This window comes from Arthrobacter sp. UNCCL28 (assembly GCF_900102805.1).
Taxonomy (GTDB): domain Bacteria; phylum Actinomycetota; class Actinomycetes; order Actinomycetales; family Micrococcaceae; genus Arthrobacter; species Arthrobacter nicotinovorans_A.
The window spans coordinates 564407-585938 of sequence record NZ_FMWE01000003.1 but is presented as its reverse complement, the minus strand read 5'-3'; the positions used below and the strand labels follow the sequence as shown (position 1 = coordinate 585938).

The window sequence follows — 21532 nt, the reverse complement described above, 5'->3', positions numbered from 1 at the left end:
CGGCGCTGAGTGCGGGGCGCTCGGGTTGTTCGTCCATTACACCTGGAATTTCGCGGATCTCCGGCATGGCACCGTTTCTGGCGGCCAACGGGCGGGACCACTGTCCATACCTACCGTCCTGGAGGGCCTTGCCACCGCCTCCCCACGGAGCCACCGTGAACCCGGCATCTTCCACGCAATCGTAAATGAGGAATGCCACCGCCGTATTGACCAGGACGTTCTCACGGTCTGAGTACCAGTAAGCACTCATGGGAAGGACAACTTCGCCGGTGCTTTCCTTGAGGTCGGCCCTGGCTCCTGCTCCGGCCGCGCGATCCACTGCAGGCAGGCTGACCGTCGTCGTTGCGGTGGGAGACGATGCCGGCGGGTCCGAACAGGCCACGCCGGCGAGCACGACTACAGCCAGTGTCGCCGCGACCGCCGAAACTGAATGAAAAGTGGGAGATCGCACGGCTAACCCCAGATGCTGGAGATTTCGTCATCCCAGTTCACGCCGGCATACATTGACACGCCCCGAAGGTCGTTGACGGCGTTGCCACCCCGGAAGATGACGGAATGCCCTGAGTAGTTAAGATCCCGATACAGATACACGTAGGGCGATTGAATGTTCGCAGGCGGGCCTATGACTATTGAGCTGGCTTTATCGTTTGCCGCGTCACCCACATACGATGCGACCCAGTTATAGGTTCGCTGAGTTCCGGTGAACCAGTAGTTGTCGTAGAGACATACGCGGGCCGTGGCGCAAGCCGGTGCGGCTTGCGCGGCGGTGACTCCGGTTAAGACCGAAGCCGAAGCAACCGTCAGAATGCCGGCTGTACGCAGGAATGCTTTCACTTGTGTCCCCAATGCTTGTGCGCCATGGAACAGCTCTGTTCCACCACGAACACTAGGTTGCGCACGTCACCACCTAGACGGCTTTTGCTCAAACTAGGTGGCGTTCCGGCAAGAATTAGGTGCCGAACAGCCCCAAACTAGGTGCTGCGTTGGGGCCTCTAGGTGCTGGCCATCAGCGACCCGAGGCCAGACATCCTCATCAGCCATACTGGTCATGTGCAGATGACGACAGTGTTCGTGGAAGGCGAGAGCGACCGTCTGGCCGTGAACGCGTTGGCCCACCGCCTTGGTCATGACCTGCAAAAGCAACACGTCTGCATCGTCCCAATGGGTGGGGCCACGAACATTGTCCACTTCCTCGACCGCTACGGACCGCAAGGGGAAAACCATCGACTGCTGGGTCTCTGCGATTCCGGAGAATCCCGGGGCATCACCCGCGCCTTCAGCAGGGCCGGTTTCGGGGCCGCTTCCTTGAACGACCTGGGGTTCCAGGTCTGTGAGGCTGATTTGGAGGATGAACTTATTCGTTGCCTGGGCGTCGATGAAGTGCTCAACGTGATCGCCAGGGAAGGTGAGCTTGGCTCGTTCGAACTTCTCCGGCGACAACCCTCCTTGCGGGGCCGGCCCATTGAGGCTCAACTGCGGAGGTTCTTCGGTGGGCGCAGCGGCAATAAGATCCGGTACGCGCCCCTCTTGGTGTCTGCGCTGCCTTCCGGCAAGGCACCACCCCCGCTGGCTCGCTTGGTGGCATCTTTTGATATGTGAGAGACCGTGGGGCTCAAGCCCGTGGGATGTGAGAGACCGTGGGGCTCAAGCCCGTGGGATGTGAGAGACCGTTGGGCTCAAGCCCGTGGGATGTGAGAGACCGTTGGGCTTGTGGCCGGAAACGGCGACGCCGGCACCGGCACCGGCACCGGCCACTAAAGCAAGTGGCGGGTACCGGCGTCGAACTCTCTTGTCACAAAAGTCTGCGGAACCTAGCCGCCGACGATCGCTGAGCCGATGAACGGGTCTACCGCCAGGGCGATGAAGAGCAACGTCAGGTAGCTGATGGAGCCGTGGAAGACCTTCATGGCGCCCTTGTTGGAGACGTCGCCGCCCTGTGCGCGCTTGTACAACGCGTGGCTCTCGTAGAGGAACCAGGCGCCGGCAGCAACTGCCACGATCGTGTAGACCCAGCCGGCGCCGCCAACGGGCACCATCAACAGCGAGCACGCAACCATGGCCCAGGCGTAGAGCACAACCTGGACAGAGACCACCTTGGCGCCGGCAATGGCGCCGAGCATCGGCACGTTGGCATTGCGGTAGTCCTCGCCGTACCGCATGGACAGCGGCCAGTAATGGGGAGGCGTCCAGAGGAAGATGACCATGAAGAGCACGATTGCGGGCCACTCCACAGTGTTGGTCACTGCAGCCCAGGCGATCAGGACAGGGAAGCAACCGGCTGCGCCACCCCACACGATGTTCTGGGCTGTGCGGCGCTTCAGGATCATGGTGTAAATCACCACGTAGAAGACGATGGCCCCAAGTCCAAGCCAGGCGGACAGCGGATTGGCGCCGAACCACAGGATGGCAATCGAGGCTGCCCCGAGAATCCAGGCGAAGACCAACGCTTCACGCGGGGTCACCTCACCGGTGACAAGGGGCCGCTTCTCGGTCCGGTGCATCAACTTGTCGATGTCACGGTCGATATAGCAGTTGAAGACGCCGGCACTGCCGGCCGCAAACGCTCCACCTACAAGGGTGGCAAGGATCAGGCCGATGGAAGGGAAACCCCGCTGGGCGAAGATCATGGTGGGCAAAGTGCTGACCAGGAGGAGTTCGATGACCCTGGGTTTGGTGAGTGCCAGATACGCCTTGAACTTACGGGAAATTCCGATGCTTCCCCGGGCCGGGGACGCGTTAAGGGGCGTATCAGTTGTGCTCACGGCGGCAGTCACTCTGTTCTATGCTCTGGGGTTCTCGCAGCGGCTGCCGTCCCGGTCCTCGAAGCTGACACGGGCGCATGATCCGCTGGTGGCCTCCAAATATCATACCGTGGCCGGAAGTGGCCCAATGTCCCCAAAAGTCGTCAATGTTTCCGAAACTTCACCCGCCTTCAGGGCCATCGTGATTCATATAAGGGAATTTCTGTCCAGTTAGTGGGATTCCCTGAGTTCCCTGACACGTTTAGGGCTAAGCTGTTGAGCAGATCAGCACACGTTGACGATCCGGGAAACCGTATTCTCGGATATCCGTGCGTCTGGATGAGAGATCAACGTTTCAATGGTGAACGGCTGGTAGACACATTGCAGCGGGCGCCATCCTGTGCTTCCTGCGTGCCGTGTCCTTACACCTGCCGTCAGCACAGAGAGGGGCTCGGTTTTCGTGCCACATTTGGAAGAGCAAGAACTGTCATGGACCGATCTGGACAAGAAGGCAGTTGACACCGTTCGCGTGTTGGCCGCTGACGCCGTGGAGAAGGTCGGAAACGGCCACCCCGGTACGGCGATGAGCTTGGCTCCGGCAGCGTACCTGCTGTTCCAGAAGCTGATGCGCCACGATCCCAAAAACCCGGATTGGTTGGGCCGCGACCGTTTCGTGCTGTCCCCCGGCCACACCTCGCTGACCCTCTACATCCAGTTGTTCCTCTCCGGCTACGGGCTGGAACTGAAGGATCTTGAGGCGCTGCGCACGTGGGGTTCGCTGACCCCCGGCCACCCCGAGTACAAGCACACCGCCGGTGTCGAAATCACCACCGGCCCGCTGGGCCAGGGCCTGGCATCTGCCGTAGGTTTCGCTTATTCCCAGCGTCGCCAGCGTGGATTGTTCGACGCCGATGCTCCCGCCGGCGAGTCGCCGTTCGACCACACCATCTGGGTTATCGCTTCCGACGGCGACCTGCAGGAAGGTGTGACGTCCGAGGCGTCCTCACTGGCCGGGCACCAGGAACTGGGCAACCTCGTGGTGATCTACGACGAAAACCACATCTCCATCGAAGACGACACCGATATCGCCTTCACCGAAGACGTCCTCAAGCGATACGAAGCGTACGGCTGGCACACCCAGCGCGTTGACTGGACCAAGACCGGCGACTACGTCGAAGACGTCCAGGAACTCTACTCGGCGCTGCTCGCTGCGAAGGCAGAGACCAACAAGCCGTCCATCATCTCGCTGCGCACCATCATTGGCTACCCGGCACCTAAGAAGCAGAACACGGGCAAGATCCACGGCTCCGCACTGGGCGCCGAAGAAGTCGCTGCACTGAAGAGCGTCCTCGGCTTCGATCCGGCCAAGTCCTTCGACGTTGACGAAGAAGTCCTGGCGCACGCCCGCAAGGTCCTGGACCGCGGTGCGGAGTCCCGCGCTGCATGGCAGAAGAGCTTTGAGGCATGGCAGTCCGCCAACCCTGACGCTGCTGCCTTGCTGGAACGTGTGGAAGCCAAGAAGCTGCCCGTGGGCATCGACGCCGCGCTTCCGGTGTTCGAAGCCGGTAAGGATGTTTCCACCCGCGCCGCTTCGGGCAAGGTCCTGAACGCCATCGGCCCGGTCCTTCCTGAGCTCTGGGGCGGTTCGGCCGACCTCGCCGAGTCCAACAACACCACCATTGAAGGCTCGCCGTCGTTCATTCCGACGTCCCGTTCCACGGACGCCTGGAAGGGCAACCCCTACGGCCGTGTACTGCACTTCGGTATCCGTGAGCACGCTGCGGCCTCGATCGTGAACGGCATCTCCCTTCACGGCCGCACCCGCGCATTCTCCGGCACGTTCCTGATCTTCAGCGACTACCAGCGCCCGGCCATCCGCCTCGGCGCACTGATGGGTGTCCCGTCCCTGTATGTCTGGACGCACGACTCCATCGGTCTGGGCGAAGACGGCCCCACCCACCAGCCCGTGGAGCAGCTCGCGTCGCTGCGCGCCATTCCCGGTCTGGACGTTGTCCGTCCCGGCGATGCGAACGAAGTCTCCGCCGCATGGAAGGCCATGCTGGAGAACCACGAGAACCCGGCCGGCATTGTCCTGACACGTCAGAACATCCCCACTTACGCCCGCGGTGAAGGCGAAGCAAGCGGCGACACGTTCGGTTCAACGGCAGGTGTTGCCAAGGGCGGCTATGTGCTGGCCGAGGCTTCCAAGGATGGCGAAACCGTTGACGCGCAGGTCATCCTGATCGGCACCGGCTCCGAAGTCCAGCTCGCCGTGCAGGCCCGCGAAGCATTGCAGGCTGAAGGCATCGCTGCGCGTGTGGTCTCAATGCCGTGTGTTGAGTGGTTCAACAAGCAGGACGAGGCTTACCGCGAGTCCGTGCTCCCGGCATCGGTGAAGGCACGTGTCTCGGTTGAAGCCGGCCTGGCCCTGGGTTGGCGTGAATTCGTCGGTGACGCCGGCCGCTCCATCTCCCTGGAACACTTCGGGGCCTCCGCTGACTACAAGCGGCTTTTCAACGAATTCGGCATCACCGCCGAAGCCGTCGCCGCTGCCGCCAAGGACTCGCTCGCAGACGCCAACGCGTAACAGCCTGATACCTCACAACAGGAGAAATCACATGTCTACAACTCCCACACAGCAGCTTTCCGACGCCGGCGTTTCGATCTGGCTCGATGACCTCTCACGCACCCGCCTCGAAACGGGCACGCTGCAGAAGCTCATCGATGAGAAGAACGTGGTTGGTGTAACCACCAACCCGTCCATCTTCCACGCCGCGATCACCGCCGGTACCGACTACGACGCCACCATTGCAGCCAAGGCGGCATCCGGTGCCAGCGTCGAAGAGACCATCTTTGAAATCACCACCACGGACGTGGCCGACGCCTGCGATCTCTTCGCACCGATCGCCGCTGCAACCAACGGTGTTGACGGCCGCGTCTCCATCGAGGTCGATCCCCGCCTTGCCTGGGACACCGAGGGCACCATCGCCGAGGCCAAGAACCTCTACGCGAAGGTCAACAAGGACAACGTCCACATCAAGATCCCGGCAACATTGGAAGGCCTGGAAGCCATCACGGCTACCCTGGCCGAGGGCATCAGCGTCAACGTGACCCTGATCTTCTCCCTGGAGCGCTACCGCGCGGTCATCAACGCTTTCCAGACCGGCCTTGAGCAGGCCAAGGAAAACGGCCACGACCTCTCCAAGATCCACTCCGTGGCCTCGTTCTTTGTCTCACGCGTTGACTCCGAGATCGACAAGCGCCTCGACGCCATCGGTACCGAGGAAGCCAAGGCACTCAAGGGCAAGGCCGGCGTTGCCAACGCCCGCCTGGCCTACCAGGTCTACGAGGAGCTCTTCTCCACCGAGCGCTGGGCCGTCCTGGCTGAGGCCGGTGCGCTCCCCCAGCGTCCGCTGTGGGCCTCTACCGGCGTGAAGGACCCGGCCTACCCGGACACGCTGTACGTGACCGAGCTCGTCGCAGCAGGAGTGGTCAACACCATGCCGGAGAAGACGCTGGATGCCACGTTCGACCACGGCGTAGTCACCGGTGACACCATCACCGGCACCTACGACGAAGCGAATGAGACCCTCAACGCCCTCGAAGCCCTCGGCGTCTCCTACAACGACGTCGTCACCCTCCTGGAGACCGAAGGCCTCGAGAAGTTCGTGGGCTCCTGGAAGGAACTCCTGGCCGACGTCGAAGGCGCCCTCGCCACCGCACGGAAGGCTTCCTAACACCTCATGAGCACAATCAGCTACGACGCCAGCGGTGCCGCGCAGCAGGCCATCGCCCAACACATTGACAGCCTGGTCGAAGACCGGATCGCGACGAGGATTTTCGCCAAGGACCACACCCTGTGGGGTCCGGATGCAGAATCCGAATCCGCTATCCGTCTTGGCTGGGTAGAGGCTGCCACAGTGTCCCAGGCCTTGGTTGGCGACATCCTGGAACTCCGCGATGCCCTCCGCGCCGAAGGAGTGACACGTATTGTCCTCTGTGGCATGGGTGGGTCTTCCTTGGCTCCCGAGGTCATCGCCGGCACCGCCGGCGTCGAGCTGACTGTGCTGGACAGCACGGACCCCGAACAGGTCAGTGCTGCCCTTGAGGAGCGGTTGGCCGAAACGGCAATCGTGGTGTCGTCCAAGTCCGGCTCCACCGTGGAAACCGACTCCCAGCGGCGGGTTTTCGAAAAGGCATTCAACGACGCCGGCATCGACGCCAAGAGCCGCATCATCATCGTCACGGATCCGGGTTCGCCCTTGGATAAGGCCTCGCGTGATGCGGGCTACCGTGCGGTGTTCAATGCCGACCCCAACGTCGGCGGACGCTTCTCGGCACTTACTGCATTCGGGTTGGTCCCTTGTGGCCTGGCCGGTGTGGACATCCAGGCATTCCTGGATGAGGCGGAGGAAGCTGCAGAGATCCTCAATGAGGACTCCACCGACAACATCGGACTGGCCCTGGGCATTGCCTTGGGCGGCACCAGTCCCCTGCGCAACAAAATCGTTATCGCTGAAGACGGTTCCGGCATTGTTGGTTTTGCCGATTGGGCCGAGCAGCTCATTGCCGAATCCACCGGCAAGCTGGGCACCGGCGTCCTTCCAGTCGTGGCCGGACCGGATTCTCCGGAAGCCCTGAACGGTGCCCCCGACGTACTGGTGGTCCGGCTGGTCGGTGCGGATTCCGACGTCGAGCTTCGTGGAAACGAGGTCGCAATTGCCGGCGGCCTGGCTTCGCAGATGTTCACTTGGGAGTTTGCGACGGCTGTGGCCGGTCGCCTGCTGGGGATCAACCCCTTTGACCAGCCTGACGTCGAAGCCGCCAAGGTGGCCGCCCGTGGCTTGCTGGATGCCCGACCCGAGCCCACTCCTGCGGCATTCACCGATGGTGCAGTGGAAGTCCGCGGTGGCAGCTGGCTTGGTTCGGCTTCCACTGTGTCGGAGGCTGTTCAGGCCCTCCTGGGCCAGCTTGGCACCGACGGGTACTTGAGCGTCCAGGCGTACCTTGACCGTATTTCCCACGCGCCCCTGGAAGGTATCCGCGATGAACTCGCTGCCATCAGTGGGCGTCCGGTGACGTTCGGTTGGGGTCCGAGGTTCCTCCACTCCACCGGGCAGTTCCACAAGGGCGGACCGGCAATCGGGGTTTTCCTGCAGGTTACTGCAGCGTCCTCCACCGATCTGGAAATTCCGGACCGGCCGTTCACCTTTGGCCAGCTTATTGCTGCCCAGGCCTCGGGCGATGCCCAGGTGCTGGAAGGCCATGGCCGCCCGGTTTTGCGCCTGCACCTCACAGAGCGTGCTGCCGGCGTAAGCCAACTCCAGGAAGTCGTCGCTGCGTTGGCCGGCCAGGCCAGCGCACTCGAAAGCTAAGGCACAGAACCAAACATGCCAGAAACTGAAAACGGCAGGAAAAACGCCGGTCTGCGGAATCCTTTGCGGGATCCGCGGGACCGGCGCCTGAACCGCATTGCCGGGCCGTCGTCGTTGGTGTTCTTCGGAGTCACCGGCGACCTTGCCCGTAAGAAGCTCATGCCGGCGGTCTATGACCTCGCCAATCGTGGTCTTTTGCCGCCGAGCTTTGCCTTGGTTGGCTTCGGTCGCCGCGACTGGGACAACGCTGAATTCGCCGCTGAGGTGAAGGAAAACGTTAAGGCTCACGCCAGGACGAAGTTCGATGAAGCGGTGTGGGAGCAGTTGGCTTCGGGTATCCGTTTTGTTCAGGGCGAGTTCGACGACGACGATGCTTTCGAGCGTCTCGGCGATGTCCTCGATGAGCTGGATGAGACCCGTGGCACCCGTGGGAATCATGGCTTCTATTTGTCGATCCCGCCGAAGGCGTTCGAGCAGGTCTGCCGCCAGCTCTCCAAGCACGGCCTGGCGCAGGCGAAGCCGGGGCAATGGCGTCGTGTGGTGATCGAGAAGCCGTTCGGTCACGACCTGGAGTCTGCCCGTCAGCTGAACGACATCGTCGAATCGGTGTTCCCGGCTGATGCGGTGTTCAGGATCGATCACTACCTGGGCAAGGAGACGGTGCAGAACATCCTGGCGCTGCGTTTCGCGAACCAGTTGTTCGAGCCGCTCTGGAACGCCAATTACGTAGACCATGTCCAGATCACCATGGCCGAGGACATCGGTACGGGCGGGCGTGCAGGCTATTACGACGGCGTGGGTGCTGCCCGTGACGTCCTGCAGAACCACTTGCTGCAGTTGCTGGCGTTGACGGCCATGGAAGAACCGATCTCGTTCAATGCCGATGATTTGCGGGCGGAGAAGGAGAAGGTGCTCGCTGCGGTCAAGCTGCCTGATGATTTGTCCACGCATTCAGCCCGTGGCCAGTTCACCGGTGGGTGGCAGGGCGGTGAGGAAGTCCTCGGGTATTTGGACGAGGATGGCATTCCTGCTGATTCGAAGACTGAGACGTTTGCTGCGATCCGGGTGGATATCAATACCCGCCGCTGGAATGGTGTGCCGTTCTACCTGCGCGCCGGTAAGCGGTTGGGCCGCCGCGTGACTGAAATCGCGGTGGTGTTCAAACGGGCACCGAATCTATTGTTCCGTGACCATGGCGAGGACGACTTCGGCCAGAATGCCGTGGTGATCCGTGTCCAGCCCGACGAGGGTGCCACGATCCGTTTGGGTTCAAAGGTTCCGGGGACGCAGATGGAAGTCCGCGATGTCACCATGGACTTCGGCTACGGACACTCCTTTACCGAATCCAGCCCCGAAGCCTACGAACGCCTCATCCTGGACGTGCTCCTGGGCGAACCGCCGCTGTTCCCGCGCCACCAGGAAGTCGAGTTGTCCTGGAAGATCCTTGACCCGTTCGAGGAATACTGGGCCGGACTGGATGAACAACCGCAACCCTACGCGCCCGGCAGTTGGGGTCCGGCTTCGGCCGATGCCCTGCTGGCCCGCGACGGACGAACCTGGAGAAGGCCATGATTGTAGATCTTCCCGATACCACTACTTCAAAGATCTCCAAGAAGATCATGTCCCTGCGCGAGCAAGGCGGCGTGATCGCCTTGGGCCGTGTGCTGACGCTGGTGGTGGTGACCAAGTCCGGGCAGGAAGAAGAGGCCATCGAGGCGGCCAACGAAGCCAGCCGGGAACACCCCTGTCGGATCATCGTCCTTGCTGACGCCGGCGTTGAGGGACCGGATCGTCTGGATGCCCAGATCCGTGTTGGCGGCGACGCCGGCGCGTCCGAGGTCATCGTGCTCCGGGGTCACGGGCACATGGCCCATGAGAGCGAATCGCTGGTGGCAGCCCTGTTGCTGCCGGACGCCCCGATCGTGGCTTGGTGGCCGCACGGAGCACCGGAAAGCGCCTGCGAGACCTCCATTGGCCGGATCGCCCACCGACGCATCACCGATTCGGCCAACGAACCTGACCCCCGCCTGGCTCTGGAGAACATCCGGGCAACGTACAAGGCAGGCGACACCGACCTCGCGTGGACCCGCCTGACCAACTGGCGCATGCAACTCGCCGCTGTCTTCGACCAGGTGGACAGTGACCCCGTCTCCGCGGTTGCCGTTGAGGGTGCCTCCGACTCCCCCAGCACGCTGCTGCTGGCCGCCTGGCTCAGCCTGGCGCTGGAGGCTCCTGTGACGATCGTGGCGGACCCTGCCGGGACCGGCATCCGTCGAGTCCGGCTCACCCGCGCCAGCGGTGACGTCCAACTTTTCCGTCCCGGCCTGTCGGTGGCGGAGTTGACGCAGCCCGGGCAGCCGGCGCAGCGTATCACCCTCCCGCGGCGAAGCCTGAAGGATTGCCTTGCTGAAGAGCTTCGCCGACTTGACCCGGACGAAGTCTTCGGAGAAGTGATTACGATGGGACTGCCACTTACCAGCCAGAGGAGAGTCCAGACCAGTGCACGCTGAGCCAAGAGTTAGCATCCATCCCGACTCCAAGGTGTTGATGGCCGCCATCGCGGCCCGCCTTATTACCAAGCTCGTGGACGTCCAGGACAAACACGGCGAGGCGACGGTTGTCCTGACCGGCGGTACAGTCGGCATTGGAACGCTGAAAGCGGTGGCCGATTCGGCTGCAGCGCCCGCGGTCGACTGGTCAAAGGTTAACTTCTGGTGGGGGGACGAACGTTTCGTTGCAGCGGACAGCGAGGACAGGAATACCCGTCAGGCACACCAGGCTCTCCTGGCACACCTTGCGGTGGATCCTGCGCGTATCCACGAGCCGGGTTCGACCGATCACTTCGCAACTGCTGACGAAGCGGCCTCAGCCTATGCCGAGGAGCTGAAGGCGGCAGCCGAAGCCGAGCATGCGGCTGACATGTCAGATGACCGTTCTGAAGAGCCTGGAGTCCTGCCGCGCTTCGATGTCCTGCTTCTTGGAGTGGGTCCGGACGCTCACGTCGCGTCGCTGTTTCCCGAACAGGCCGGCATCCGTGAGAAGAAGCGCACGGTGGTGGGGGTGGAAAACTCGCCCAAGCCGCCGTCGTCGCGTGTTTCCCTGACGCTGCCCGCCATTAACACTGCCCAGGAAATCTGGATGGTTGTTGCCGGTGAGGACAAGGCCGGCGCTGTCGGTTTGGCGTTGGCCGGAGCCAATCCCGTCCAGGTTCCGGCTGCAGGTCCTGTTGGTCGTTCCAGGACCTTGTGGCTTATCGACGAAAACGCAGCATCACGGGTCCCCCAGCAATTGGTCCGGAAGGACCCCGCGGGAGCGTAGGCGCTCCAACGCTCCGGCCAGGACAACTTCGGCTTCCTGGCTGGAGCGTCTTTCCTTGACGTAATCCAGATGGGATTTATAGAGGTCATCCACCGGCGCGGCCGCGGCCGGATGACCGGGATCACGCGAAGAAGGAAGACCACATTTGGGGCAATCCCAGGTCCTTGGGATTTGGTCATCCGGGAGCTTCAGGAAAACAAGCTGTGTTTCGTGTCCTTTTGCGCACCAATAGTGGACGCGCATACGGGGCAATTGCGCCCCGCCCCCGCCGTGGTCGCTGTGATTTCTCGGTGGTGAGCCTTGGGCTACACCTACGCGGGTACCCCGGTATCCTGGCGTGCCATGAACCATATCGAACCCCTAGCGACTCGGTGGTCGGCCGTCACGGCCCGCAGGCCTTAGGGCCAACAAGGCCAGTCTAATGCGGGAGTCCCTGCAAAGGCAGTAGAAATGGCCGGCTCACAACAAAGGGAGCGGTTCCGTTCTGGAACCGCTCCCTTTGTTCTCGGCCGGCTGGTGCCGGTTGGCGACTAGGAGTCTCCGCCCGAGGTGAAGCGCATGATCAGGCCAAGGCCGATGATGACAACGCCCCACGTGATACCGAGAATGATGGTGAAGCGGTTCAGGTTGCGCTCGGCTACGCCGGACGAACTCAATCCGGAGCTCATTCCGCCACCGAACATGTCGGACAAACCGCCCCCACGTCCTTTGTGCAGGAGGATGAGCAGCGTCAGCAGAAGGCTGGTGATTCCCAGCAGGATCTGCAGAATGACTTGAAGAACGTCCACGACGGCCTTTCGAAGAAGCGGAAAACGGGAGCCGGACTAGTCCGTGACGAGGTGGCTCTCGAACCTGACAATGTTAGCAAACTCAGCGGGGTCCAGGCTTGCGCCACCCACAAGCAATCCGTCAACATCTTTTTCGGCCATGATGGCCGCTGCATTGTTTGCCTTGACGGAACCTCCATACAGAAGGCGGGTCTTCTCCGCGACGGTCTCGTCGAAGAGTTCGGCAAGCTCAGCACGGATGGCCGCACACATTTCCTGTGCATCTTCCGGTCCGGCTACTTCGCCGGTACCGATGGCCCAGACGGGCTCGTAGGCAACGACGAGGTCTGCGGCCTGCTCGGCGGTGAGTCCCTCCAAGCCCGCGCGCAACTGGGCGAGGGTGTGCTCCACATGCGTTCCTGCCTGGCGGACCTCGAGGCCTTCGCCAACACAGAGGACGGGGGTTACGCCGTGGCGGAACGCAGCTTTGACCTTGGCGTTCAGTACTTCGTCGGACTCGTTGTGGATGGTGCGGCGCTCACTGTGGCCCACCAGGACGTAGGCGCAACCCAACTTGCTGAGGAACTGGCCTGAGATGTCACCGGTGTAGGCTCCGGAGTCAAACTGCGAGAGGTCCTGGCCACCGTAGACGACCTCGAGGTCGTCGCCCTGTACCAGCGTCTGAACGCCTCGGAGGTCCGTAAAGGGCGGGAAGACAGCGACTTCGGCACGGTTGTAGTCGTGCTTGGCGTCGGAGAGCGTCCAGGCAAGCTTCTGCAGCAGGGTGATGCCCTGGACATGGTCCATGTTCATCTTCCAGTTGCCGGCGATGAAGGGCTTACGGACAAATTTGCCATTGGCAGAGGTAGTCACATGAACTCCAAAGAATGCGTCGAAATATGGAACGGCCGGCAGGACGCAAAGCGTCCTGCCGGCCGTCTGGTACTTAGCGGTCGAGGACGCTCAGTCCCGGAAGTTCCTTGCCTTCAAGGTATTCCAGGCTTGCGCCACCGCCGGTGGAGATGTGTCCGAACTGTGAGTCTTCGAAACCCAGGGTCCGGACAGCCGCGGCTGAATCGCCCCCGCCTACGACGGTGAACGCCACGGTATCGGTCAGCGCCTGGGCAATTGCCCGCGTACCGCTGGAGAAGGCTTCGAATTCGAAGACACCCATGGGGCCGTTCCAGAAGACGGTCTTTGCCCCCTCGACGTGGGCTGCGAATGCGGAAGCAGACTCGGGTCCGATGTCCAGGCCAATGCCGGAAGCGCCGAAAGCGCTGTCCTCTATGGCGTCGGCCTTGACGACCTCGTGTTCGGCGTCAGCGGCAAAGCGGCTCGCCACTACGACGTCGGTGGGGATCACGAACGACGTTCCCGCTGCTGAGGCCCGCTGGAGGTAGTCCTGGACCACGGGGATCTGGTCTTCCTCCAGGAGGCTTCCGGCAACCTTGTGGCCTGCTGCGGCAAGGAATGTGAAGAGCATGCCGCCGCCGACGAGGATGGTGTCCGCTTTGCCCAGGAGGTTCTCGATCACTGCCAGCTTGTCCGAGACCTTGGAACCGCCCAGAACCACGACGTATGGACGCTGTGTATCCGTGGTGAGCTTCCGAAGAACTTCGACTTCGGTGTGCACGAGGTCGCCGAGGTACGACGGCAAACGGGTGGCTACGTCATAGACGCTGGCGTGTTTGCGGTGGACCGCGCCGAAGGCGTCGTCCACGTAAGCGCCGTTACTGCCCGTCAGTGCAACCAGCTCATCAGCGAAGGCGCCGCGCTCGGCGTCGTCCTTGCTGGTTTCGCGGGCATCGAAGCGGACGTTCTCGAGGACGAGGACGTCACCGTCCTGGAGTCCGGCTGCGAGCTCCTTGGCGGAGTCACCAACCGTGTCTGCTGCGAGTTGCACCCGGAAGTCCGCAAGTTCCGTGAGACGGTCTGCAGCAGGCTTCAGGGAGTACTTCTCGTCAGGTGCGCCCTTGGGGCGTCCCAGGTGGGCGGTTACGAGCACGCGGGCACCGGCGTCCGAGAGCTTCTTGAGGACCGGGAGCGAGGCCTTGATGCGGCCGTCATCGGTCACCTTAGAGCCGTCGAGCGGCACATTCAGGTCACTTCTGACCAGAATGTACCGCCCGCGGACACCTTCAGCGATGAGTTCGTTGAGGGTGTGAGATGTCATGTGTCTACCCTAGCCCAGCTTGGATGCGACGAGCTCCGTGAGGTCAACGAGGCGGTTGGAGTAACCCCACTCGTTGTCATACCAGGAAACAACCTTGACCTGGTTGCCGATGACCTTGGTGAGGCCGGAGTCGAAGATCGACGAAGCAGGGTCTCCAACGATGTCCGAGGACACGATGGGGGCATCCGTGTAGGAGAGGATGCCGGCCCACTGCTCGGACTCAGCTGCGGCCTTGACGGCTGCGTTGACTTCCTCGACCGTGACTTCGCGGGAAACCGTGACCGTGAGGTCGGTAGCCGAACCGGTGGGCACCGGGACGCGGATGGCGTAGCCATCCAGCTTGCCCTTAAGCTCCGGGAGGACCAGGCCAATTGCCTTGGCCGCGCCGGTGGACGTGGGAACCATGTTGATCGCAGCAGCACGGGCGCGGCGGAGATCACCGTGGGGGCCGTCCTGGAGGTTCTGGTCCGCCGTGTAGGCGTGGACCGTGGTCATGAGGCCACGCTCGATACCGAAGGCGTCGTTCACTACCTTGGCCAGCGGGCCGAGGCAGTTGGTGGTGCAGGAAGCGTTGGAGATGATGTTGTGCGCTGCGGGATCGTAGAGCTCGTGGTTGACACCCATGACGATGGTGATGTCTTCGTCGCTGGCAGGTGCCGAGATGAGGACCTTCTTGGCTCCGGCATCAATGTGCTTCTGCGCGGCAGCAGCCTTGGTGAAGAAACCGGTGGACTCGATCACGATGTCAACGCCCAGTTCGCCCCACGGAAGGTTGGCGGGATCGCGCTCTGCAAGGACCTTGATGGACTTGCCGTCGACTACCAGGTTTCCATCGACAACTTCCACGGTCTGGGCGAGGCGTCCACCGACGGAGTCGTACTTCAGGAGGTGGGCGAGCGTCTCGGGGCTGGTGAGGTCGTTGACTGCGACGATCTCGAGGTCTGCGCCCTGGGCCAGTGCTGCGCGGAAGTAGTTGCGGCCGATGCGGCCGAAGCCATTGATACCAATACGGGTGGTCACTATGTGTCAATCTCCTTGGTGCTCTTGCAAGCACGCCTAGTGAGTCGGATAAATAATTTCCAACTAACAGACCCCGCACGTCTTTGGGCAGAGGTGATTATCAGATCGGAGGGCGACCAGCCACGTTGCTGAAGGCTAACCGCCTTCCGTGATCCATCTTACGTTTAACTAAGCCTGCCCCCGCAACTGCGGAGGCAGGCTTTCCAGCATTTGGCCCGAATTCACGCTAAAAGTGACTTTTGTTACATCGGCGTGAACCGGAGCTCACCAACTAGAGGACGATGAGGCCCGTGGCGTTGGTGCGTGCGGCTTCGAAGCGCTGGGCCACATCGGCCCAGTTGGCAATGTTCCAGAAGGCCTTGACGTAGTCAGCCTTGACGTTGACGTAGTCCAGGTAGAAGGCGTGCTCCCACATGTCCAGCATCAGGAGCGGAGTGGTACCCACTGCAACGTTGCCCTGCTGATCGTAAAGCTGCTCAATGAGGAGGTTGCCGCCGATGGGCTCGTATGCCAGGAAAGCCCAGCCGGAACCCTGCAAACCGAGAGCCGCGGCGCTGAACTGCGCACGGAAGGCATCGAACGAACCGAAAGCATCATCGATCGCAGCAGCGAGCTCGCCTTCGGGCTTGTCGCCGCCGTCCGGGGAGATGTTGTTCCAGAAAACGGAGTGGTTGATGTGTCCGCCAGTGTGGAACGCGAGGTCCTTGGAGAGACGGTTGATGTTGGCGTAGTCACCCTTCTCGCGGGCATCTGCCAGCTGGGAAAGGGCATTGTTGGCGCCTGCAACGTAAGCAGCATGGTGCTTGCTGTGGTGCAGCTCCATGATCTTTGCCGAAATGTGCGGCTCGAGTGCTGCATAGTCGTAGCCGAGCTCGGGCAGAACGTACTCTGTCACGAAATCCTCCAATGTAGTGGACTGACGTCCGGGTTGGTAACTCTCGTTATGTCATCCGGCCAGCGGACCGGCCGGAAATCCTTGGCGAAGAAGCTTCGCTCCTGCCTCCATCGGGAACAACCCTGGGTGGCCTCGCAGTATTTCCTCTACGCATTTTCGATTCTATGGGTGCGGACTACTCGTCCATCATTTCCGGAGTCACATTTGCCTCAGTGCCCGGGATGCCAAGGTCAAGGGCGCGTTTGTCCGCCATGGCCAGGAGCCGGCGGATACGGCCCGCGATGGCGTCCTTGGTCATCGGTGGATCGGCCAGGCGTCCGAGTTCATCCAAGCTGGCTTGCTTGTGGGCTACACGGAGTTCGCCTGCGTACTTGAGGTGGTCCGGAACGTCGTCGCCAAGAATCTCCAAGGCCCGGTCCACCCGGGCGCCGGCGGCTACGGCGGCTTGTGCCGAGCGACGCAGGTTGGCGTCGTCAAAGTTTGCCAGCCTGTTGGCGGTGGCCCGGACTTCCTTGCGCATGCGCCGCTCCTCCCAGACCATGAGGGCGTCATGTGCCCCCATCCGGGTGAGGAGGGCTGCAATGGTGTCTCCGTCCCGGATCACCACACGGTCGACTCCGCGCACCTCCCGGGCCTTGGCCTGGATGCCCAGGCGGCGGGCAGCTCCCACAAGCGCCAGTGCGGACTCGGGTCCGGGGCAGGTCACTTCCAGCGAAGAGGAACGCCCTGGCTCCGTCAGCGATCCATGTGCGAGGAAGGCTCCCCGCCATACAGCCTCGGCATCGGCAGCCGAGCCGTTGACCACTACTGATGGCAGTCCACGGACCGGGCGTCCCCGCCCATCCAGCAGTCCGGTCTGCCGGGCGAGGGCCTCGCCGTCGCGGACCACACGGACAACGTAGCGGCTTCCGCGGCGGAGGCCGCCGCCGGAGACGACGATGATTTCGCTCTGGTGGCCGTAGACCTCGGCTATTGCGGCACGGAGGCGACGCGCCGTCGAGGCAAGATCAACCTCGGCTTCAATAACGATCCTGCCCGAAATGATGTGCAAGCCGCCTGCGAAGCGCAGCATTGCCGAAACCTCTGCCTTGCGGACCGAAGATTTCTTGATGTCCAGCCGGGACAGTTCGTCCTTGACCGACGCAGTAAGTGCCATCGCGTATTCCTAACTGTTCCCGAAAATATCGTGGTACGCCGCTGCCAGCAGCAATGGATCGTGGACGGGGCGGCGCCTCGACGCCCCTACTCTACCCAACACCACTTCGGCGCCGATCATCCCGGCGGCCTTCTCAAATGCCTTGAGGTCCTGGATCGCGGCGGGATCGGCGAGGACAACATCGACGCTGAACTCCGGGGCATAGCGGCGCAGGACGTCCAGGTGGTCCGCGGCTGTCATGCCCGAGGTTTCCTTGGTTTCGACATCCAGGTTCATGGTCAGGCAGCGTTTGGCAGCGGTGTCGCCGAGTGCTTGGCGGAGCTCGGGCAACAGCAAATGCGGCAGCACCGAGGTGTACCAGGAGCCGGGTCCCAAAATAACCCAGTCAGCCAGCTCGATCGCCGTCAGGGCTTCGGTGCAGGCAGGTGCGTCCTCCGGCAACAGTCTGACCTCTTCGAGCTTGCCGGCAACAGCGCATTTTGCCTGGCCCCGGACAGTCCTGAGTTCCTGCCCGCCTCCGGGAAGCCCGACGTGTGCCTTTCCCTCGATGGTGAGGGGAACACTGGACATGGGGAGGACCTGGCCCCTGGCTCCGAGCAATGCTCCAGCCCATTTCAGGCCGGCCACTGTGTCTCCCAAAAGCTCCCAGAGGGTCACGATCAGCAGGTTGCCCATGGCGTGGTGGTCCAGGGAGCCACCTTTGGCGGATCCGGCATTGAAGCGGTGCTGCATGACGTCACGCCATGTACGTCCCCAGTCGGTGTCGTCGCACAATGCGCTGAGCGCCATCCGGAGGTCACCGGGCGGGAGGACACCGTACTCTTCGCGAAGCCGCCCGGAAGAGCCGCCGTCGTCCGCTACCGTAACGATTGCCGTGAGCTCCGAGGTGAGCAAGCGCAATGCCGAGAGCGACGCCGCCAGCCCGTGGCCGCCACCAAGGGCAACCACTGAGGGGCTCTTCTTTTGCTGGCTGCCGGGGACACCCTTGGGCGGAATAAGGGGAAGCGGGCCGGTAAGGACCCCCACTATTCGCGTCCCAGGTCGCGGTGGGTGGTGGTGACTGTCACGCGTGGATACTGCGCCAAACGCTTTGAAAGCTCGACGGCGACTGCCACCGAACGGTGCTTGCCTCCGGTGCAGCCAACAGCCAGGGTGGCGTAGTGCTTGTTCTCCTGGCGGTAGCCGTCCAGCACCGGCTCCAAAGCCCGGACGTACCTGTCCACGAATTCGTGCACGCCATCGGCACCGAGGACGTAGTTGCTGACGTCCTCATCCAAGCCGGTGTGGGGCCGAAGTTTCGGAACCCAATGCGGATTGGGAATGAAACGGGCGTCGGCTACGAAGTTGGCATCCACTGGAAGGCCGTACTTGAATCCAAAGCTCATGACGTTCAATCGCAGGGTAACCGGGCCGGTGTCGCTGAAGAGCTCGGTGATGGCTGTTGCCAGGCCGTGGACGTTGAAATCGGACGTATCCAGCACGACGTCGGCATGCTCCCGCAGTTCCCTCAGGACCTCGCGCTCGATCCCGATGCCGTCCAGGATCCGGCCGCCACCCTGCAGGGGGTGCGGACGCCTGCCTTGCTCGAAACGGCGGACCAGGACTTCGTCGTTGGCGTCGAGGAACAGCACCCGGAAGGTGATGCCGCTGGCACTGAGTGCACCCAGGGCTGTCTGGATGTCGGTGAAGAGGTCCTTGCTGCGGACATCCACCACCACGGCCAGCTTGGGAATGGATTTGGGGGCGTGGGAGACAATTTCGGCCAAGGTGCCGAGCATCTGCGGCGGGAGGTTGTCCACCACGTACCAGCCGTGGTCTTCCAGGGCGTCCGAGGCCGTACTGCGGCCTGCCCCGGACATGCCGGTGACAACCAGCAGTTCCGCCTCCGGGGGCTTGACGGGCGTGAGGCCGTCATGCTCCGTTCCGGCCCCCGGTGTTGCCTCATCCATCAGTTGTCCCCGTTTCCTCGGAAGTGGTCCGTGCCGTGCGCATCGTGGAACTGCGCGCACGTTCGACGTGTTCAAGCACCGGTGACCGCTGATGCGGCCATCGGCCAGGTTCTAACCCTAGCTAAGATTCAAGGATTTCGCCGGTGGTCATGTTGATCGCCGGGGCTGTGGTTCCTGAGTCCTCGGTGGAACCCAGATGCTGGACCACGGCAGCTGCCAGCGCAGGGCCGATTCCCTTGGCAGAGGTAAGCTCCTCCACCGAGGCCGCTTTGATCTTTTTCAGCGAGCCGAAGTGCGCCACCAGGGCCTTGCGCTTGGCTTCACCCAGGCCCGGCACGCCGTCCAGGACGGACACCGTCATGGCCTTCCCTCGCTTCTGCCGATGGAAGGTGATGGCGAAGCGGTGTGCTTCGTCACGGATCCGTTGAAGCAGGTACAAGCCCTGCGAAGTCCTAGGCAGGATCACCGGGAAGTCGCTGTCCGGAAGCCATACTTCCTCCAGCCTCTTGGCCAGGCCCACCACGTAGACGTCGTCGATTCCCAGTTCATCCAGCGCACGCTTGGCGGCGTTGACCTGCGGCTGGCCGCCGTCCACCACTACCAGGTTGGGCGGATAGGCGAACTTGGCCTTGGGGGCAGGCATGGTGGGGTCCGACGGCGGCCCGTCGGCGCCGCTCCTGGCCCCGGCACGTGTGGGGTTGACGATTTCGCCCGAGACCACGGGCACCTGGGCAGCTTTGTCCGTCAGGTAGTGCCTGAACCGACGGGTCAGGACGTCGTGCATGGCCGCGGTATCGTCCGCTGCTGCCGCTCCCGTAATGGAGAACTTCCGGTAGTCGGCCTTTTTGGGCAGCCCGTCCTCCACTACCACCATGGAGGCCACAACATTGGTGCCCTGGACATGGGAGATATCGAAACATTCAATGCGCAGCAAGGGAACAGGGATCTCCAAGGCTTCCTGCAGCTCCTGGAGTGCCACTGACCGTACGGTGATGTCGCCTGCCCTGCGGGTTTTGTGCAGCTTGAGGGCCTGCTCCGCATTTTCGCGCACGGTGGACATCAAGGCGGCCTTGTCACCGCGCTGGGGCACGCGGATGTCCACTTTGGCCCCGCGCAGTCCGCCAAGCCACAGGGTAAGTTCGGCATGGTTGCTGGGCGTTTCCGGGACCAGCACTTCCCGGGGGATCCGGCCCTGGACCTCGCTGTCCTCGCCGTAGACCTGCTGGAGCAAGTGCTCGATCAGCTCCGGCGTGGTGGCGTCCTCGACCTTTTCGACAACCCACCCGCGCTGCCCCCGGACCCGGCCGCCGCGGACGTGGAACACCTGTACGGAAGCCTCCAGTTCGTCGTCGTGGAGGGCGAAGACGTCAGCGTCGGTGTCTTCGGCAAGAACCACGGCGTTTCGCTCGAAGACTTTCCTGAGCGCGATGATGTCGTCCCTGAGGCCGGCAGCGCGCTCGTAGTCGAGCTCGGCGACGGCCGCTGCCATGTCCTTCTCCAAGCGGCCGATGAAGCGTTTCGCTTCACCGCCCATGAACGAACAGAAGTCTTCAGCAAGGTCCCGGTGTTCTTCGGCACTCACACGGCCAACGCAAGGGGCCGAGCATTTGTCGATGTAGCCGAGAAGGCATGGGCGCCCGCTGGATTCGGCACGCTTGAAGACGCCCGCACTGCAGCTGCGCACGGGAAAAACCCTCAGCAAGGTGTCCATTGTTTCGCGGATGGCTCCGGCGGTGTACGGACCAAAGTACCTGGTGCCCTTGCGCCGCTCGCCACGCATGACCTGCACCCGGGGGTACTTCTCCCCCATGGTGACCGCGAGGTACGGGTAGGTTTTGTCGTCCCGGAAAACCACGTTGAAGCGCGGCTTGAATTCCTTGATCCAGGTGTACTCCAGCTGCAGCGATTCGAGCTCGCTGCCCACCATTGTCCATTCAACACTGCTGGCAGCATGGACCATGGCATGGGTCTTGGGAAGAAGCCCTGCTGGATTGGCGAAGTACGAATTGAGCCTTGACCGCAGGTTCTTTGCTTTGCCCACGTAAATGACCCGGCCATGGGGGTCGCGGAACCGATAGACGCCTGGGGTGGTGGGAATCTCACCCGTTTGGGGCCGGTAACTTGCTGGATCTGCCACG

At 62.5% G+C, this 21532-nt stretch carries 21 protein-coding genes; 9 read left to right on the top strand and 12 right to left on the bottom strand.

Going from position 1 to position 21532, the window contains the following annotated elements; genetic code table 11:
• Positions 1-9 precede the first annotated feature (9 nt).
• Positions 10-159 (top strand): VHL beta domain-containing protein, encoded by a 150-nt coding sequence (locus BLQ01_RS22880; protein ID WP_223943121.1) that lies wholly within the window; start codon positions 10-12, stop codon positions 157-159.
• Between the two features lie 89 nt (positions 160-248).
• Positions 249-434 carry a hypothetical protein gene (locus tag BLQ01_RS22875; protein ID WP_368086114.1) on the top strand — a complete coding sequence of 62 codons (186 nt, stop codon included), beginning with the start codon at positions 249-251 and terminating at the stop codon, positions 432-434.
• A gap of 19 nt (positions 435-453) precedes the next feature.
• Here the strand turns inward: BLQ01_RS22875 and BLQ01_RS11210 are convergent, their stop codons facing one another.
• Positions 454-834, bottom strand: coding sequence for a peptidase inhibitor family I36 protein (locus BLQ01_RS11210; protein WP_091551784.1), 381 nt, complete (start codon positions 832-834; stop codon positions 454-456).
• A gap of 222 nt (positions 835-1056) precedes the next feature.
• Between BLQ01_RS11210 and BLQ01_RS11205 the strand changes: the two genes are divergently transcribed.
• The gene (locus tag BLQ01_RS11205) at positions 1057-1599 is read left to right on the top strand and encodes a TOPRIM nucleotidyl transferase/hydrolase domain-containing protein (RefSeq protein ID WP_254779399.1); all 543 of its coding nucleotides are present in this window, start codon (positions 1057-1059) and stop codon (positions 1597-1599) included.
• Between the two features lie 212 nt (positions 1600-1811).
• Here BLQ01_RS11205 and BLQ01_RS11200 read toward each other — a convergent pair whose 3' ends face one another.
• Entirely contained in the window at positions 1812-2774 is a 963-nt protein-coding gene (locus BLQ01_RS11200; protein WP_026540631.1) for a heme o synthase, read from the bottom strand.
• A gap of 427 nt (positions 2775-3201) precedes the next feature.
• Here BLQ01_RS11200 and tkt point away from each other — a divergent pair, with 427 nt between their 5' ends.
• Genes tkt through pgl form a run of 6 tightly spaced genes read left to right on the top strand, consistent with a single transcriptional unit; the run spans position 3202 to position 11434 of the window.
• A complete protein-coding gene (gene tkt / locus BLQ01_RS11195) occupies positions 3202-5328 on the top strand; it encodes a transketolase (RefSeq protein WP_254779374.1) in 2127 nt (708 codons plus the stop codon).
• Positions 5329-5359: 31 nt separating this feature from the next.
• Complete coding sequence (gene tal / locus BLQ01_RS11190; RefSeq protein ID WP_026540629.1) at positions 5360-6478, top strand: transaldolase; 1119 nt, start codon at positions 5360-5362, stop codon at positions 6476-6478.
• A gap of 6 nt (positions 6479-6484) precedes the next feature.
• Entirely contained in the window at positions 6485-8116 is a 1632-nt protein-coding gene (locus BLQ01_RS11185) for a glucose-6-phosphate isomerase (RefSeq protein ID WP_091551781.1), read from the top strand.
• 15 nt (positions 8117-8131) lie between these two features.
• The gene (zwf, locus tag BLQ01_RS11180) at positions 8132-9688 is read left to right on the top strand and encodes a glucose-6-phosphate dehydrogenase (protein ID WP_026546777.1); all 1557 of its coding nucleotides are present in this window, start codon (positions 8132-8134) and stop codon (positions 9686-9688) included.
• On the top strand, positions 9685-10626 hold the full coding sequence (locus tag BLQ01_RS11175) for a glucose-6-phosphate dehydrogenase assembly protein OpcA (protein WP_026540626.1): 942 nt from the start codon (positions 9685-9687) through the stop codon (positions 10624-10626). The genes zwf and BLQ01_RS11175 overlap by 4 nt, the downstream gene beginning before the upstream one ends.
• On the top strand, positions 10616-11434 hold the full coding sequence (pgl, locus tag BLQ01_RS11170; protein ID WP_091551780.1) for a 6-phosphogluconolactonase: 819 nt from the start codon (positions 10616-10618) through the stop codon (positions 11432-11434). Before BLQ01_RS11175 ends, pgl begins: the two co-directional genes overlap by 11 nt.
• On the opposite strand, the gene BLQ01_RS11165 is transcribed toward pgl, so the two are convergent.
• From BLQ01_RS11165 to uvrC, 10 genes are all read right to left on the bottom strand, one after another.
• Positions 11387-11785 (bottom strand): RNA polymerase-binding protein RbpA, encoded by a 399-nt coding sequence (locus tag BLQ01_RS11165; RefSeq protein WP_091551778.1) that lies wholly within the window; start codon positions 11783-11785, stop codon positions 11387-11389. The genes pgl and BLQ01_RS11165 overlap by 48 nt on opposite strands.
• Positions 11786-11964: 179 nt before the next feature.
• Positions 11965-12222: a preprotein translocase subunit SecG gene (secG, locus tag BLQ01_RS11160; RefSeq protein ID WP_017198454.1), complete on the bottom strand. Its 258-nt coding sequence runs from the start codon at positions 12220-12222 to the stop codon at positions 11965-11967.
• Between the two features lie 36 nt (positions 12223-12258).
• Positions 12259-13074: a triose-phosphate isomerase gene (gene tpiA, locus BLQ01_RS11155; RefSeq protein ID WP_091551777.1), complete on the bottom strand. Its 816-nt coding sequence runs from the start codon at positions 13072-13074 to the stop codon at positions 12259-12261.
• A gap of 73 nt (positions 13075-13147) precedes the next feature.
• Positions 13148-14374, bottom strand: a complete 1227-nt coding sequence (gene pgk, locus BLQ01_RS11150; RefSeq protein WP_091551775.1) for a phosphoglycerate kinase — start codon at positions 14372-14374, stop codon at positions 13148-13150.
• A 9-nt stretch (positions 14375-14383) separates the two neighbouring features.
• Positions 14384-15394: a type I glyceraldehyde-3-phosphate dehydrogenase gene (gene gap / locus BLQ01_RS11145; protein ID WP_024821016.1), complete on the bottom strand. Its 1011-nt coding sequence runs from the start codon at positions 15392-15394 to the stop codon at positions 14384-14386.
• A gap of 271 nt (positions 15395-15665) precedes the next feature.
• Positions 15666-16289: a superoxide dismutase gene (locus tag BLQ01_RS11140; RefSeq protein ID WP_091551774.1), complete on the bottom strand. Its 624-nt coding sequence runs from the start codon at positions 16287-16289 to the stop codon at positions 15666-15668.
• A 175-nt stretch (positions 16290-16464) separates the two neighbouring features.
• Positions 16465-17445, bottom strand: a complete 981-nt coding sequence (whiA, locus tag BLQ01_RS11135) for a DNA-binding protein WhiA (RefSeq protein ID WP_018777554.1) — start codon at positions 17443-17445, stop codon at positions 16465-16467.
• Positions 17446-17454: 9 nt separating this feature from the next.
• Positions 17455-18471, bottom strand: coding sequence for a gluconeogenesis factor YvcK family protein (gene yvcK, locus BLQ01_RS11130; protein ID WP_026546773.1), 1017 nt, complete (start codon positions 18469-18471; stop codon positions 17455-17457).
• Positions 18471-19394 carry an RNase adapter RapZ gene (rapZ, locus tag BLQ01_RS11125; protein WP_026540620.1) on the bottom strand — a complete coding sequence of 308 codons (924 nt, stop codon included), beginning with the start codon at positions 19392-19394 and terminating at the stop codon, positions 18471-18473. The genes yvcK and rapZ overlap by 1 nt, the downstream gene beginning before the upstream one ends.
• A gap of 121 nt (positions 19395-19515) precedes the next feature.
• Positions 19516-21531: an excinuclease ABC subunit UvrC gene (uvrC, locus tag BLQ01_RS11120; protein WP_091551772.1), complete on the bottom strand. Its 2016-nt coding sequence runs from the start codon at positions 21529-21531 to the stop codon at positions 19516-19518.
• Between the last annotated feature and the right edge of the window lies 1 nt (position 21532).

Bases quoted from the DNA above. Each gene is read 5' to 3' on its own strand.
- zwf (WP_026546777.1), top strand. From the start codon at position 8,132: ATGCCAGAAACTGAAAACGGCAGGAAAAACGCCGGTCTGCGGAATCCT.
- BLQ01_RS11175 (WP_026540626.1), top strand. From the start codon at position 9,685: ATGATTGTAGATCTTCCCGATACCACTACTTCAAAGATCTCCAAGAAG.
- BLQ01_RS11205 (WP_254779399.1), top strand. From the start codon at position 1,057: ATGACGACAGTGTTCGTGGAAGGCGAGAGCGACCGTCTGGCCGTGAAC.
- BLQ01_RS11185 (WP_091551781.1), top strand. From the start codon at position 6,485: ATGAGCACAATCAGCTACGACGCCAGCGGTGCCGCGCAGCAGGCCATC.
- rapZ (WP_026540620.1), bottom strand. From the start codon at position 19,394: ATGGATGAGGCAACACCGGGGGCCGGAACGGAGCATGACGGCCTCACG.
- tal (WP_026540629.1), top strand. From the start codon at position 5,360: ATGTCTACAACTCCCACACAGCAGCTTTCCGACGCCGGCGTTTCGATC.
- BLQ01_RS22875 (WP_368086114.1), top strand. From the start codon at position 249: ATGGGAAGGACAACTTCGCCGGTGCTTTCCTTGAGGTCGGCCCTGGCT.
- whiA (WP_018777554.1), bottom strand. From the start codon at position 17,445: ATGGCACTTACTGCGTCGGTCAAGGACGAACTGTCCCGGCTGGACATC.
- pgk (WP_091551775.1), bottom strand. From the start codon at position 14,374: ATGACATCTCACACCCTCAACGAACTCATCGCTGAAGGTGTCCGCGGG.
- BLQ01_RS11165 (WP_091551778.1), bottom strand. From the start codon at position 11,785: ATGGTTCATGGCACGCCAGGATACCGGGGTACCCGCGTAGGTGTAGCC.